The 14,274-nt window shown below is 65.3% G+C and carries 12 protein-coding genes; 3 read left to right on the top strand and 9 right to left on the bottom strand.

Annotated elements, in window-relative coordinates:
- Window positions 1-26 precede the first annotated feature (26 nt).
- From JQ633_RS21130 to JQ633_RS21140, 3 genes are all read right to left on the bottom strand, one after another.
- Complete coding sequence (locus tag JQ633_RS21130) at window positions 27-941, bottom strand: DMT family transporter (RefSeq protein WP_211987006.1); 915 nt, start codon at window positions 939-941, stop codon at window positions 27-29.
- A 152-nt stretch (window positions 942-1,093) separates the two neighbouring features.
- Window positions 1,094-2,152 carry a phosphotransferase family protein gene (locus tag JQ633_RS21135; RefSeq protein WP_211987007.1) on the bottom strand — a complete coding sequence of 353 codons (1,059 nt, stop codon included), beginning with the start codon at window positions 2,150-2,152 and terminating at the stop codon, window positions 1,094-1,096.
- Window positions 2,153-2,287: 135 nt separating this feature from the next.
- Complete coding sequence (locus JQ633_RS21140; RefSeq protein ID WP_211987008.1) at window positions 2,288-3,520, bottom strand: acyl-CoA dehydrogenase family protein; 1,233 nt, start codon at window positions 3,518-3,520, stop codon at window positions 2,288-2,290.
- 302 nt (window positions 3,521-3,822) lie between these two features.
- Between JQ633_RS21140 and JQ633_RS21145 the strand changes: the two genes are divergently transcribed.
- Window positions 3,823-4,512, top strand: a complete 690-nt coding sequence (locus JQ633_RS21145; RefSeq protein ID WP_211987009.1) for a TetR/AcrR family transcriptional regulator — start codon at window positions 3,823-3,825, stop codon at window positions 4,510-4,512.
- 7 nt (window positions 4,513-4,519) lie between these two features.
- Here the strand turns inward: JQ633_RS21145 and JQ633_RS21150 are convergent, their stop codons facing one another.
- The gene (locus tag JQ633_RS21150) at window positions 4,520-4,915 is read right to left on the bottom strand and encodes a Rid family hydrolase (protein WP_211987010.1); all 396 of its coding nucleotides are present in this window, start codon (window positions 4,913-4,915) and stop codon (window positions 4,520-4,522) included.
- A gap of 248 nt (window positions 4,916-5,163) precedes the next feature.
- Window positions 5,164-6,390 (bottom strand): CaiB/BaiF CoA transferase family protein, encoded by a 1,227-nt coding sequence (locus JQ633_RS21155; RefSeq protein ID WP_211987011.1) that lies wholly within the window; start codon window positions 6,388-6,390, stop codon window positions 5,164-5,166.
- A 254-nt stretch (window positions 6,391-6,644) separates the two neighbouring features.
- On the opposite strand from JQ633_RS21155, the gene JQ633_RS21160 reads away from it, so the two are divergent.
- On the top strand, window positions 6,645-6,905 hold the full coding sequence (locus JQ633_RS21160; protein WP_211987012.1) for a hypothetical protein: 261 nt from the start codon (window positions 6,645-6,647) through the stop codon (window positions 6,903-6,905).
- Here JQ633_RS21160 and JQ633_RS21165 read toward each other — a convergent pair.
- The 4 genes from JQ633_RS21165 to JQ633_RS21180 form a co-directional block, all read right to left on the bottom strand.
- Window positions 6,902-9,565 (bottom strand): nitrate reductase, encoded by a 2,664-nt coding sequence (locus tag JQ633_RS21165; RefSeq protein WP_211987013.1) that lies wholly within the window; start codon window positions 9,563-9,565, stop codon window positions 6,902-6,904. The two genes, JQ633_RS21160 and JQ633_RS21165, sit on opposite strands and share 4 nt — an antisense overlap.
- 10 nt (window positions 9,566-9,575) lie before the next feature.
- Complete coding sequence (gene nirD, locus JQ633_RS21170; RefSeq protein ID WP_211987014.1) at window positions 9,576-9,905, bottom strand: nitrite reductase small subunit NirD; 330 nt, start codon at window positions 9,903-9,905, stop codon at window positions 9,576-9,578.
- A complete protein-coding gene (gene nirB / locus JQ633_RS21175) occupies window positions 9,902-12,361 on the bottom strand; it encodes a nitrite reductase large subunit NirB (protein ID WP_249159515.1) in 2,460 nt (819 codons plus the stop codon). The genes nirD and nirB overlap by 4 nt, the downstream gene beginning before the upstream one ends.
- Before the next feature lie 144 nt (window positions 12,362-12,505).
- On the bottom strand, window positions 12,506-12,763 hold the full coding sequence (locus tag JQ633_RS21180; RefSeq protein WP_211987015.1) for a hypothetical protein: 258 nt from the start codon (window positions 12,761-12,763) through the stop codon (window positions 12,506-12,508).
- 191 nt (window positions 12,764-12,954) lie between these two features.
- Here JQ633_RS21180 and JQ633_RS21185 point away from each other — a divergent pair, with 191 nt between their 5' ends.
- Window positions 12,955-14,253 carry a nitrate/nitrite transporter gene (locus tag JQ633_RS21185; protein ID WP_249159516.1) on the top strand — a complete coding sequence of 433 codons (1,299 nt, stop codon included), beginning with the start codon at window positions 12,955-12,957 and terminating at the stop codon, window positions 14,251-14,253.
- Window positions 14,254-14,274 lie beyond the last annotated feature (21 nt).

Consider the following 14,274-nt stretch of genomic DNA (forward strand, 5'->3'; position numbering starts at 1 on the left):
TCGCTTCGCTCACCCGGGCTACGGACTCACAGCCCGTCCGGCGGCAATCCCGGACCGCTCGCGGCGGGGCGGAGCTTGTCGCGGAGGCGCTCGCGGTAGAAGGCGTAGAGGCCGGAGGCGACGATGATCGCGGCGCCGATCAGCATCGGACCATCCGGCCTGTGACCAAAGGCGATGTAGCCTGCAAGCATCGCCCACACCAACGCGGTATAGCGGAACGGCGCGATCGCCGAGATGTCGCCGGTACGCAGCGCGGCGATGATGCATTGATAGCCGATCAGGATCAGGATCGCGGCGACCGCGAGCAGGCCGAGCGCGTGGCCGGACGGCGGCTTCCAGCCGCCGAGCGGCACCAGCACCGCGGCGCCCGCGGTCGAGACGGTCACCGTGGTCAGCAGCGTGATGAACAGGGTCGGCAATTGCTTCGGGATACGGCGGGTAGCGAGATCGCGCACCGTGCAGAAGCCGACCGATGCGAGCGCCAGCAGCGCGGCCTGGCTGAAGCCTTCCGCGCCGGGGCGGACGATGATGAGCACGCCGATGAAGCCGGCGGCGATCGCGAGCCAGCGCCGCCAGCCGACTGGCTCGCCGAACACCAGCGCCGCGCCGAGCGTGATCACCAGCGGCAGCGCCTGGAAGATCGCCGACGCATTGGCCAGCGGGATCTGCGCGATCGCGGACAGATAAGTCAGCGTGCCGCCGATCTCGCCGATCACGCGCAAGGCCACCGGCCAGATCAGCAGCGTACGCAGGCTGCGCAGCGCGTTGCGATAGGCGGCGAGCGCCGCGACCAGCACGATCGCAAAGCCGCCGCGCACGATCAGTATCTCGCCGATATTGAGTTCCGACGACACCGCCTTGGTGATGGCGTCGTTCACCGTGAAGCTGGCCATGGCCGCGGCCATCAGCAGGCTGCCGAGAAGGTTCGACGAGAGGTTCAAGATGATTGTCCGATCAGGACCTGGCGGGAGCGTTGACCGGACTGGCTTTGCCAAAGCGGGGACGCGAACTCAAGTCACAGATGGCTACAATCCGAATACAGTGGCAGCCAAGCAGAAGCGGCGCGACCCGGATGGATCGCGCCGCTGAACCCTCAAACCGCGCCGGCCTTTTGCGCGTATTCCCATGACGCCTGCGACAGCGGCACGGTGCGCTTGGCCGACTCGATAGCCTTGGCGTTGGCGGCGGTGCCGTCGCGGATCCGGCCCGCGATACCCTGCGTGATGCCCGCAAGGCGGAACAGATTGTAGGAGAAGTACCAGTTCAGGTCCGGCACTTCGATGCCCGTCACCTTGCAATAGATCTGCGCGGCCTCGTCCTGGCTCGGGATGTTGAGCGCCTTGAGGTCGGCGCCGGCGAGGCCCGGCATGGTCCACTGCATCAACAGATAGGTGAAGTCGGCCATGGGATCGCCGAGCGTCGACAATTCCCAATCGAGCACCGCCTGCACCCGCGGTTCGGTGGCGTGGAAGATCATGTTGTCGAGCCGGTAGTCGCCGTGCACGACCGAGACGCGCTTCTGCTCCGGCACCGTCTTCGGCAGCCACTCCGCAAGCTTTTCGAACTCCGGAATATGCTGGGTCTCCGAGGCGCGGTACTGCTTGGTCCAGCGGTCGACCTGACGCGCAAAATAATTGCCGGGCTTGCCGAAATCGCCGAGGCCGATTTTCTCGGGATCGAGGATGTGCAATTGCGCCAGCGTCTCGATCTTGCTGGCGAAGATCTTGTGCCGCGCATCGCCATCCTGGCTCGGCAGCGTCGGATCCCAGAACACCCGCCCCTCCTCCATCGACATGATGTAGAAGGCGGAGCCGAGCACGGCATCGTCGGTGCACAAGGCATACGCCTTGGCGACTGGGAAGTTCTGCTTGCCGAGCGCAGCGATGACGCGGAACTCGCGATCCACCGCATGCGCCGACGGCAACAATTTACCGAACGGACGGCGACGCATCACGTAGTTGCGGCCGGGCGTTTCGATCTTGTAGGTCGGATTGGACTGGCCGCCCTTGAACTGCAGGACTTTCAGTGGACCCTGATAGCCCTCGACATGTTCCCGCATCCAGGCGTCGAGATTGGCCTCGTTGATACGATGGCGCTCCTCGACTTCCCTTGTGCCGGAAAATTCCTCGTCTTTCCTGACGCCGTCCGCCACGATGACGCTCCCTCAACGCTTGTCTTGGGGAGCGCCTGGGAGGCGCTCCCGCAGGTCAGGCCGGTTTGCCGGCCTGATGTGTCTTTTCATTCTGAGCACGATACCAAATCGAACGCCATGCGTTCCGCATCATGCTCAGTGCGACGTGTTTGCATACTTCCGAAGTTCAAGTCTGGCAATGGCGCGATTGTGCACCTCGTCCGGACCGTCGGCGAGACGGAGCGTGCGGATGTGAGCGTACGCGCGCGCCAGCCCGGCATCGTCGGAGACGCCGCCGCCGCCGAACGCCTGGATCGCCTGGTCGATGATCTTCAGTGCCATGTTGGGCGCGGCAACCTTGATCATCGCGATCTCGGCCTGCGCGGTCTTGTTGCCGACCTTGTCCATCATGTCGGCGGCCTTCAGGCACAGCAGGCGGTTCATCTCGATGTCGGTGCGGGCCTCGCCGATGCGCTGCTCCCAGACTGAATGCTCGATGATCTTCTTGCCGAACGCGGTGCGCGACGCGAGCCGCTTCACCATCTTCTCCAGCGCCTCCTCGGCCTGACCGATGGTGCGCATGCAGTGATGGATGCGGCCCGGGCCGAGCCGGCCCTGCGCGATTTCGAAGCCGCGGCCCTCGCCGAGCAGGATGTTCTCCTTCGGCACGCGCACGTTATCGAGCAGCACCTGGGCGTGGCCGTGCGGCGCATCGTCATAGCCGAACACCGGCAGCATCTTCTCGACCTTGATGCCGGGCGTGTCGAGCGGCACCAGGATCTGCGACTGCTGCTGATGCTTGGCGGCGTTGAAATCGGTCTTGCCCATCAGGATCGCGATCTTGCAGCGCGGATCGCCGACGCCGGACGACCACCATTTGCGGCCGTTGATCACGTAGTGATCGCCGTCCTTCTCGATCCGGGTCTCGATGTTGGTGGCGTCGGAAGACGCGACCGCCGGCTCGGTCATCAGGAAGGCGGAGCGGATCTCGCCGTCCATCAGCGGGCGCAGCCATTTGCGCTTCTGCTCCTTGGTGCCGTAGCGGATGAACACTTCCATGTTGCCGGTATCGGGCGCCGAGCAGTTGAACACCTCGGAGGCCCAGGAGATGTGACCCATCTCTTCCGACAGCAGCGCGTATTCGAGATTGCTCAATCCCGCGCCGTGGAATTCATCATCCTCATGCGAGGACGGCGGCATGAACATGTTCCAGAGGCCCTCGGCCTTCGCCTTTTTCTTCAGCTCCTCGAGGATCGGGATCACCTTCCAGCGCGGGCCCTCGGCATCCTGCTTCTCGTAGATCGGCACCGCCGGGCGAACATGCGTTGTCATGAACGCCTGGACGCGCTCGAGCCATTCCTTCTGCTTCGGCGACATCGTGAAATCCATGGGACGCTCCTCGTTTTTTCCTAGACTTTGGGCCGCACTCTCCACCCCGCGCCCGCGGCCTGCAAGGGCGTTCGCAAGAGCGGCGGCGGTGGTGTGCCAGAATGCCGCCCGCTTGATGCGGATTGACATTCCGGCCTCTTCAAACGATAGTTTCATACATATGTTTGAAAAGCAACTGCCGGCTGCCTTTCGTCATTCCGGGGCAGCTCGCAGGGCTGAACCCTGAATCCGGCAGATGCGGTGCGGGATTTCCGGGTTCGCGACGGTGTCGCGCCCCGGAATGACGGGAAAGACTATTGGCCATGCCGAGCGATCAGACCCGATCCGCCATCCTCGCCGCCGCCGAACGGCTCTATGCCGACCGCGGCTTCGGCGACGTCACGCTGCGCGACATCGTCGCGGAGGCCAACGTCAATCTCGCGGCGGTGAACTACCATTTCGGCTCCAAGGACGAACTGATCGCGGAGCTATTCGTCACCCGCAGCATCCAGACCAACCGCGAGCGCCTCAACGAATTGAAGGCGGCGGAGGAGAAAGGCGGCGGCCGCGCCGCGATCGAGGACATCATGCGTGCGCTGGTCGGCCCGACGCTGCGCGGCTGCCTCGGTCCTGATCGCGAAGGCTCCACCGCGGCGCGCTTCATGATCCGCGCCTCGATCGAATCGGTGCCGCCGATCCGCCGCATCAAGAACCGCGAGGTCGATCACTTACGCAAATTCGCCGCCGCGATGCGCCGCGCGATGCCCGGCCGCGACGATACCGAACTCTATTGGGGCCTGCACTTCGCGCTGGCGATGGCGCACCACACCATCCGCGAGAAGGAGCGCCTCCTGCGTCTGTCGGAAGGCAAATGCGACCTCGACGACGTCCGCGCCATCATCGACCGCGTGGTCACCGTCACCGTGATGGCGCTTACCATGGGCGAAGTCCCCGCCAGCAAGCCCGCGCGGCCAGCCGTCATGCACGGACGGCTGACGCGGCAGGATTTGTGAAGCTCCCTCACACCATCGCGATGCAATCAATCTCGACGTCGAACGGCCCGGTCCATTCCGGGATGCAGACGAAGATCCGTGCCGGCGGGTCGTTCGGGAAGTATCTGGCGTAGACCGCGTTGAAAGTCGCAAAATGCTTGGCCGAGGTGCAGAACACGTTGCACTTCATCACATTGTCGAGCGAGGCGCCGGCGGTCGCAAGGCAGAGCTTGAGCTGCTCCATCACCAGTTCGCTCTGTCGCTCGATCGAGGCGCCCGCGGCGATCTCGCCGGTCGAAGGATCGAACGGCGGCAGGCCGGAGACGAATACCATGTTGCCGGCGCAGGTCACGACCGACGCCGGCGCCTTCCAGCGCTCCAGCCAGGTTGAGATCGGTTCGACGCGGACGACTTCTCGTTTCATGATTGACACCCGGGATAAGGATCGATCGCGCCAGACTAGCGCGATCGGGTCAATCATGTTTCGATGGCGGTCGAAGTGTTGTTGCGACGCTCACTGCTCTCCGACCCGTCACCCTGAGGTGCGAGCGTCTTCGCGAGCCTCGAAGGGTCTGACGGCCACCAGCCGGGCCGATTCATCCTTCGAGGCTCGCTCCGCTCGCACCTCAGGATGACGGGAAACGGAGTCCGGCGCGGCTCGACGTCGAGCCGCTACACGATCCCCTCGGCCTTCAGCTTCTCGACCTTGGCGTCGTCATAGCCGATGGTCGCCAGCACATCCTTGGTATTTTCGCCGAGCAGCGGCGGCGCGCGGTACTCCGTGATCGGGGTGCCGGAGAAGGTCAGCGCGTTGCGGATCAGCGACAGATCGGGCTCGAACGGATGGTCGACCTTGATGCGCATGCCGCGCGACTGGACGTGCGGGTCGGAGAACACCTGCTCGAAATTGTTGATCGGGCCTGACGGCACGCCGGCCTCCTCGAGCTTGTCCAGCCAGTAGGCAACCGGCTTCTTCAGGAACAGGCCGGCGAAGATCGCCATGATCTCCTTGCCGTGCACGACGCGGTCGTTGTTCTTGATGAAGCGCTTGTCGTTGGCGAGCTCGGGCTCGCCGAGCACGGCGCAGGTGCGCTGGAACTGGCCGTCATTGCCGACCACCAGCATCAATTCACCGTCGGTGCAGCGGAACACGCCGGCCGGCATGCCGCCATTGCCCCAGGTGCCGCGGCGCGGCGGCATCTTGCCGTTGACGAGATAGATCTGCAGCCAGTGCGACAGCGAGGCGATCACGGTGTCGAACAGGCAGACGTCGATGTGCTGCCCCTCCCCATTATTGGCGTCGCGATGGTAGAGCGCGGAGAGGATGCCGATCGAGGTGTTCATGCCGGTCATGTAGTCGACGATCGAGGGGCCGACCTTCATCGGGCCCTCGCCCGGCTCGCCGTCGATATGGCCGGTGACGCTCATCAACCCGCCCATCGCCTGCAGGATCGCGTCATAGCCGGCGCGCGGCGCATAGGGGCCGGTCTGGCCGAAGCCGGTGACCGAGCAGTAGATGATGCCGGGATTGATCGCCTTGATGGTCTCGTAGTCGAGGCCGTAGCGCTTGAGGTCGCCGACCTTGTAGTTCTCCATCATCACGTCGGCGGTCTTGGCCAGCTCGCGGATGATCGCCTGCCCTTCCGGCTTGGCGATGTTGACGGTGACCGACTTCTTGTTGCGGTTGGCGCAGAGGTAGAACGAATTGTTGTTGTTCGCCTTGCCGTCCGGGTCGCTCAGATAGGGCGGGCCGAAGGCGCGGGCGTCGTCGCCGCCGCCGGGGCGCTCGATCTTGATCACCTCGGCGCCGAGATCTCCCAGCATCTGGGCCGACAGCGGGCCCGCGAGCACCCGCGTCAGGTCGAGAATCTTGATGCCCGAGAGTGGCAGAGCCGACATGAAAGCTTCCTCCGATATGGTGATTATCCGGCGCGGGACCGTGTCCGCCCGCCGCTCGGCTTGCGGATACACCATTTTGCTGCCGCGAGCACTGCATTGGCGGCATGACACCATCCGCCTGCGGCCTATGTGCGGCGCGATGGCCGGAACCGGCGGCGCCGGCGGAACGATTGCCGCCGCGCGAAATTGTGAATGCGGCCGACATCGATCTGCCCCCGCCCTGGCGGCAGCGTACCGGACCAGAGAGGCGCGAGATGCAGACGATCACGACAATCGGACTGGTTCTGGCCGTGCTGGCCGCCACCATGCCGGCCGCCGGCGCACGGCGCGGCGGTCACGGATCAGGGCATGGCGGCGGTCACCACATGCACGGCAAGCACCGCAGCGATACCGACGGCACCGGCAGATCTGCCATGGACCGGCGTTCGGCCGATAATCCCTACACCGACGCCGCCTCCGAGAAGGAAGACCGGCTGCTGAATAGCAAACTGAAGAGTATCTGCCGCGGTTGCTAGGAGGCGACCGCCTGGCGCATCGGGACGCGGGTGCCGACCAGCTTGCTGAGCTCCGGCCTGCAGCCGCCGCAATTGGTGCCGGCCTTCAGGCAGCGGCCGATCGCCTCGACGCTGTCGGCCCCCTTGGCGATCTCGGCGGTGATCTGGTGCCGTCCGACGTTGAAGCAGGAGCAGACGATCGGGCCGACGTCCTCGCCTGCCCCGAACGGCCGTCCCGCCAGCAGCGACATCCGCGCATTGGCCGACAATTGCTGTTCCGCGAACAGCCCGGTCAGCCACGCCCGCGACGGCAGCGTGTGGTCGGGCGCGATGAACACGCAGCCGTCGAGCCGGCCGTCGCGCACCGCGGCGTAGCGGAAGCGGCCCGCGCCGGGATCGCGATAGGCGACCCATTCGATCTCGACACCTTCAAGCCCGAGCTGCGCCCGCGCCCAGTCGCGCCAGCTCTCCGGGCGTGCGTCGAGCGCAAGCTCCAGCCGCCAGCAGTCGCCGGCCTTGCCGTGCACCCAGTAGCCGGCCTCGGGGCGCCGGATCGGATTGCGGCTCAGGATGAAGGCGTGCCATTTCGGCGCATAGGGATCGGCCTTCACCGGCGTGTGCTTGGATTCCGGCTGGCCCGACAGCGGATCGACGGCCGGATTGACCAGCGCATTGACCCGTCCCTCGCCGGCGAACTCCTCGTTCCAGTGCATCGGCACGAACACGCAGCCGCGGCGCTGGTCGGACGACACCACGACGCGCGCGATCATCTCGCCCCAGGGGCTGGTCAGCCGCGCCAGCCCGTCGTTCGTGAGGCCGGCCAGCCGCGCATCCTCGGGATGGAATTCGGCGTAGGGCTCGAACACATGCGACAGCAGCCGGCCGGTCTTCCCGGTCCGCGTCATGGTGTGCCACTGATCCCTGACCCGTCCGGTATTGAGCACCAGCGGATGCTCGCGGCTGGTGGCATTGCGCGGCGCGCGCGGCGCGATCGGAATGAAGCGCGCCTTGCGATCGGGCGTGAAGAATTTTGGCGTGCCGAACATCCGCGCGGTGCCGGCCGGTTCGTCTGACGTCACCGGCCATTGCACCGGCGCCAGCGCGTCATAGGCAGTCCCGTCGAGCGTCGACAGTGCCGAGATGTCGAAATCGCGCGCGCCGTTGTTCTCGAAGCCCGACAGTTCGGCGTGCTCGCGAAAGATCTCCGCGACCGACGCGTAGCCGAAGCCGGCATAGCCCATGCGGCTGGCGACGTCGCAGATGATGCGCCAGTCGGCGCGCGCTTCGCCGGGTGCGTCGAGGAACGGCCGCTGCCGCGAGATCCGGCGCTCCGAATTGGTGACGGTGCCGTCCTTCTCGCCCCACGCCAGTGCCGGCAGCAGCACGTCGGCATGGCGAGTGGTGTCGGTGTCGCGCACGCAATCGGACACCACGACGAGCTCGCACTGCTCCAGTGCGGCACGCGCACGGTCGGCATCCGGCATGCTGACCACCGGATTGGTCGACATGATCCACACCGCCTTGATGCGGCCGTCGGCGATGGCGTCGAACATGTCGACCGCCTTCAGCCCGCTCTTCTCGGCGATGACGGGCGCGCGCCAGAACCGCTGCACCAGCTCACGATGCGCGGGGTTCTCGATTTCCATATGCGCGGCAAGCTGGTTGGCGAGCCCGCCGACCTCGCGGCCGCCCATCGCATTGGGCTGGCCGGTCAGCGAGAACGGTCCCATGCCGGGACGCCCGATCCGCCCGGTCAACAAATGGCAATTGATGATGGCGTTGACCTTGTCGACGCCGCTGCTCGACTGGTTGATGCCCTGCGAATACAGCGTGACAACACGCTCGGTCCGCGCGAACCAGTCGAAGAACAGGCCGACGGCGCCTTCGCTGAGGCCGCAGGTCGCGGCGGTCTGCGCCACGGTCTGTCCTGCTACCTGCTTGAGCGCATCGACAACGCCGGTCGTGCAATTGCCGACGAAGCCACGGTCGACCGCATTGCTGCCGGCGAGAAACGCGAACAGCCCGTTGAACAGCACGGAGTCGCTGCCGGAGCGCAGCGGCAGATGCAGATCGGCGCCCTCGCAGGTCGCGGTGCGGCGCGGATCGATCACCACGATCTTGCAGGCCGGGTTCTTCTCCTTTGCCGCCAGCATGCGCTGATGCAGGATCGGATGGCACCAGGCGGCGTTGGAGCCGACCAGCACCAGGAGGTCCGCCTGCTCGAGATCCTCATAACAGCCGGGCACGGTGTCGCTGCCGAACGCACGCTTGTGCCCGGTGACGCTGGAGGCCATGCACAGCCGCGAATTGGTGTCGATATTGGCGGTGCCGACGAAGCCCTTGGCGAGCTTGTTGATGACGTAATAGTCCTCCGTCAGCAGCTGACCGGAGACATAAAACGCCACCGCGTCAGGTCCGTGCTCTTTGATGATACGCGCAAAGCCGCTCGCGACATGATCGAGCGCGTCGTCCCACCTCGCCGGCCGGCCATCGACCAGCGGTTCGAGCAGTCGCCCATCGAGATCGATGGTCTCGGCCAGCGCCGAGCCCTTGCTGCAGAGCCGGCCGAAATTGGCCGGATGCTGCCGGTCGCCCTCGACGCTGACGGTGCCGGCCGCGTCCTTTTTGGCGATGACGCCACAGCCGACGCCGCAATAAGGACAGGTGGTCTTGACCGCCATTGCGCGTTGCTCAGCTCACTGCCGCAGCCTGCCGTAGCGCCAGCCACACGGTGCCGTTCTCGACCTTGGCCGGATACGTATGCGTGCAGCCCTCGTCGGGTGCGACCGCATGCCCGCTCGCCAGCTCGATGACGAAATTGTGCAGCGGACAGGTGACGCGCTTGTTGTGCACGATGCCCTGCGACAGCGGCCCGCCCTTGTGCGGGCAGCGGTCGTCGAGCGCGAACACCTCGTCGCTCTCGGTGCGGAACACCGCGATGTTGCCGCCGGGGGTGCGGACCACGCGCGAGCCGAGCCGCGGAATCTCGTCCAGCGCGCCGATTTCGATCCACTGGGTCATGCGAGCTCCAATTCGGCGAGCGGGGCGAATTCGTTGCGGTCGACGCCGCGGCTGGCGCGGTCCGCCCACGGATCGCTCTGCGAGAACTGCTGCGAATAGGCGAAGCGCTCGAACAGCGCTTTGCGGTTCTTGAGGTCATCGACCACGCGCTTCCTGATCTGCTCGAGGCTGACGCGGTCGCACCATTTGTACATGCGCTCGAGATACCAGCCCTCCTCGCGGTACAGCTGGGTCAGCGCCACGATCACCTCGAGCGCCTCGTCCTCGGTCTCGACCTTGGTCAGGAACTCGGTGCCCTTGATGTGCAGGCCGGCGGCGCCGGCGAAGTGGATCTCGAAGCCGGAATCGACGCAGACCACGCCGACGTCCTTGCAGGTCGCCTCCGCGCAGTTGCGCGGGCAGCCGGAGACCGCGAGCTTGACCTTGGCCGGCGTCCACGAGCCCCACATGAACTTCTCGAGCTTGATGCCGAGGCCGGTGGAGTCCTGGGTGCCGAAGCGGCACCATTCCGAGCCGACGCAGGTCTTCACCGTGCGTAGCCCCTTGGCGTAGGCGTGACCCGACACCATGCCGGCGTCGTTGAGGTCGGCCCACACCGCCGGCAGGTCCTCCTTCTTGACGCCGAGCAGGTCGATGCGCTGGCCGCCGGTGACCTTCACGGTCGGGATGTTGAACTTCTCGGCAACGTCGGCGATGGCGCGCAGCTCGCCCGGCGTGGTGACGCCGCCCCACATCCGCGGCACCACCGAATAGGTGCCGTCTTTCTGGATGTTGGCGTGGACGCGCTCATTGATGAAGCGCGACTGCTGGTCGTCGCGATATTCGCCCGGCCAGGTCGCGAGCAGATAATAGTTCAGCGCCGGACGGCAGGAGTGGCAGCCGTTCAGCGTCTTCCATTCCATGAAGCGCATCACCGCCGGAATGCTCTTGAGCTGCTGCTCGACGATGACGCGGCGGACATCGTCGTGGCTGTGATCCGTGCACTTGCACAGCGGCTTGACCTTCGGCGCCGCCGAATAGTCGCCGCCGAGCGTGAAGGCCAGCACCTGCTCGACGAGGCCGGTGCAGGAGCCGCAGGAGGACGACGCCTTGGTATGGGCGCGGACGTCGTCGAGCGTGAACAGCTTCTTGTCGGAGATCGCCTTGACGATCGCGCCCTTGCAGACGCCGTTGCAGCCGCAGATCTCGGTCTCGTCGCTCATCGCCGCGACCGAGCTCTGGCCGTTGACGCCGCCGTCGCCGAGATTGCCGGCGCCGAACACCAGCCGCTCGCGCATATGCGAGACGTCGGTGCCGTCGCGCAGATGCTGGAAGTACCAGGGACCGTCGATGGTGTCGCCATAGAGCACGGCGCCGACGATCTTCTTGTCCTTCAGGATGATGCGCTTGTAGACGCCGCGATTGGCGTCCTGCAGCACGATCTCCTCCTTGTCCGGCCCCGGCGCGAAGTCGCCGGCCGAGAACAGGTCGATGCCGGTCACCTTAAGTTTGGTCGAGGTGACCGAGCCGTCATAGGTGGCAAAGCCCTTCATCGCGAGGTGGTTCGCGCAGACCTTGGCCTGATCGAACAGCGGCGCGACCAGACCATAGGTCTGGCGGCGATGCTGCACGCATTCGCCGACGGCATAGATGCGGCCGTCATAGGTCTGCATGGTGTCGGAGACGACGATGCCGCGCTCGCAGTGCAGCCCCGCCTTCCTGGCGAGCTCGAAATTCGGACGGATGCCGACCGCCATCACCACGAGATCGGCGGCGAGTTCGGTGCCATCACCAAAGCGGACGCCGGTGACGCGGTCCTCGCCGAGGATCGCCTGGGTCTGCGCCGGCATCTTGAACACCATGCCGCGCTCTTCCAGCGATTTGCGCAGGAGGCCGCCGGCCACCGGATCGAGCTGACGCTCCATCAGCGTGTCGAGCAGATGCACGACGGTGACGTTCATGCCGCGCTTCATCAGGCCGTTGGCGGCTTCGAGGCCGAGCAGACCGCCGCCGATCACGACGGCGTTGCGATAGTCGGTCGAGGCCTTGATCATGCGATCGACGTCATGGATGTCGCGGAAGCCGATCACGCCCGGCAGGTCCTTGCCCGGCAGCGGCAGCATGATCGGATTAGACCCGGTCGCGATCAGCAGGCGGTCATAAGGAATCCGATCGCCGGCTTCCGTCACGACCTCGCAAGTGCGGCGATCGATCATCGCGATCGTCTCGCCCTTGCGCAGCGTGATGTTGTTGTCCTCGTACCAGTCGACGGTGTTGAGCATGATGTCGTCGACGGTCTTCTCTCCGGCGAGCACCGGCGACAGCAGGATGCGGTTGTAATTGCCGTAAGGCTCGGAGCCGAACACCGTGATGTCGTAGAGGTCGGGCGCGCGTTCGAGCAGCGCCTCCACGGTGCGGATGCCGGCCATTCCGTTGCCGATCACCACGAGCTTCTGCTTGATCACCTTGTCGAGCATGGTCTGCCTTTCAATTCCGACGACGTTGCTCAGCGACGCGCATGCGCCGTTGATCGACACCGATAAAGGTTGGATTTGTAGGAAGCCCAGCCGCGGGCGCAGACCGTCCTCAATGACGATCGATGTTCCGTTACAAGCTGTTATTCAAAACGCGTGCCAATTCGCGCAAAAGAAATTCAATAGAAAAACCAGTACATTATCAGCCGCCGCGAAATCTGACTGATGGCCAGGCGCGCGCATGTCCGGCTGATTTTTTAGCCACGCCGATGATCTCTTGTGCAGCACAGCATCGGCCGCAGCGACTTCAATGGCGAATGCCGGATCGGCGCACTGTCGCGCGCGCAATATGCGCCGCACAAAAAAGCACCAGCATGCGCGTTTGCGCGGCGGCGCGTGCTGCAAGCCACGGCAATCCCACACCTCGCACGACATTCAGCATGTCGCGGCAACATCTTGCGGCTGCACGGCAAAGCGACCCGATCGATTCGATGGCACGGTAATTGCTGAAGTACCTGCTTGACCGAGCGCGTCTCAACGGCGAGTGCGCTCAACTTCACCCACATTGTTATCTGCGCCTGAGATGGCCGCGCTTGATGCGGCTGCCTCCGCCGCATCAGCGCGAGATGCTTGCGATGAAGCTTGCCGAGTTCAAGAAAGCAGGTCACTGGCCGACACTGCTTGCCGCGTTTCTGTACTTCGACATCAGTTTCATGGCGTGGGTCGCGCTCGGACCCTTGATCGTCTACATCGCGCACGACATGAACCTTGCGGTGAACGAGAAGTTCACCCTCGTCGCCATTCCTGTGCTCGCCGGCGCGCTGCTGCGGGTGCCGATGGGCCTGCTCGCCGACATCATCGGCGCCAAGCGCACCGGCATCATCGCCCAGCTGGTCGTGATCGCCGCAACCGCCGCGGTCTGGCAGTTCGGACTGACCAGCAAGCTCGCGATCGAATTGTTCGGGCTTGCGCTCGGCGTCGGCGGCGCATCCTTCGCGGTGGCCCTACCCCAGGCGAGCCGCTGGTACCCGCCGCAATATCAGGGCCTGGTGATGGGCATCGCCGGCGCCGGCAATATGGGTGTCGTGCTCGACACGTTGCTGGCGCCCTCGATCGCCGAGAACTGGGGCTGGCAATCCGTGTTCGGCTGCCTCTTGATCCCGATGCTGATGGTGCTGGCCTATTATATTGTCGCGGCCAAGGACGCGCCGGGCGAGCGCAAGCCGGTCTCGCTGAAGGCCTACGGCACGCTGCTGAAGGATTCCGACAGCCGCTGGTTCATGTTCTTCTACTTCATCACCTTCGGCGGCTTCGTCGGCCTCGCCAACGCGCTGCCGCTGTACTTCACCGTGCAGTATCAGGTCTCCGGCGTCGCCGCGGGCCTTCTGGTCGCGCTGATCGTCGCGTTCGGCTCAGGCTTCCGCCCGGTCGGTGGCCTGATCGCCGACCGCATCGGCGGCATTCGTTCGCTGTCGATCCTGTTCGGCATCGTCGTCGCCGCCTACTTCATCATCGCCTTCATGCCGGAAGGCCCGACGGCGCCGACGCAGGGCGGCTGGTCGCTGACCGAGATGCCGCGCATCGCCTGGTTCTCGGTGCTGCTGTTCTCGATCGGCGTGCTGGCGCTCGGCATGGGCAACGGCGCGGTGTTCCAACTGATCCCGCTGCGCTTCCGCCACGAGATCGGGCTGATGACCGGGCTGGTCGGCTGCGCCGGCGGCATCGGCGGATTCTTCCTCGCCCAGACGCTGGGCTTTGCGAAAGGCACGACCGGCGGATTCGGCGCCGGCTTCCTGTTCTTCGGCGTGCTGGCGTTGCTTGGCTTCATCGGACTTGCCATGGTCAAGGTCCGCTGGCGCACCACCTGGGGCGCGGTGTCGGGAGCGCGCGTCTGACCGCCCGCTCCCGGAGATGAC

It is taken from the genome of Bradyrhizobium tropiciagri, from assembly GCF_018130505.1.
Taxonomy (GTDB): Bacteria; Pseudomonadota; Alphaproteobacteria; order Rhizobiales; family Xanthobacteraceae; genus Bradyrhizobium; species Bradyrhizobium tropiciagri_B.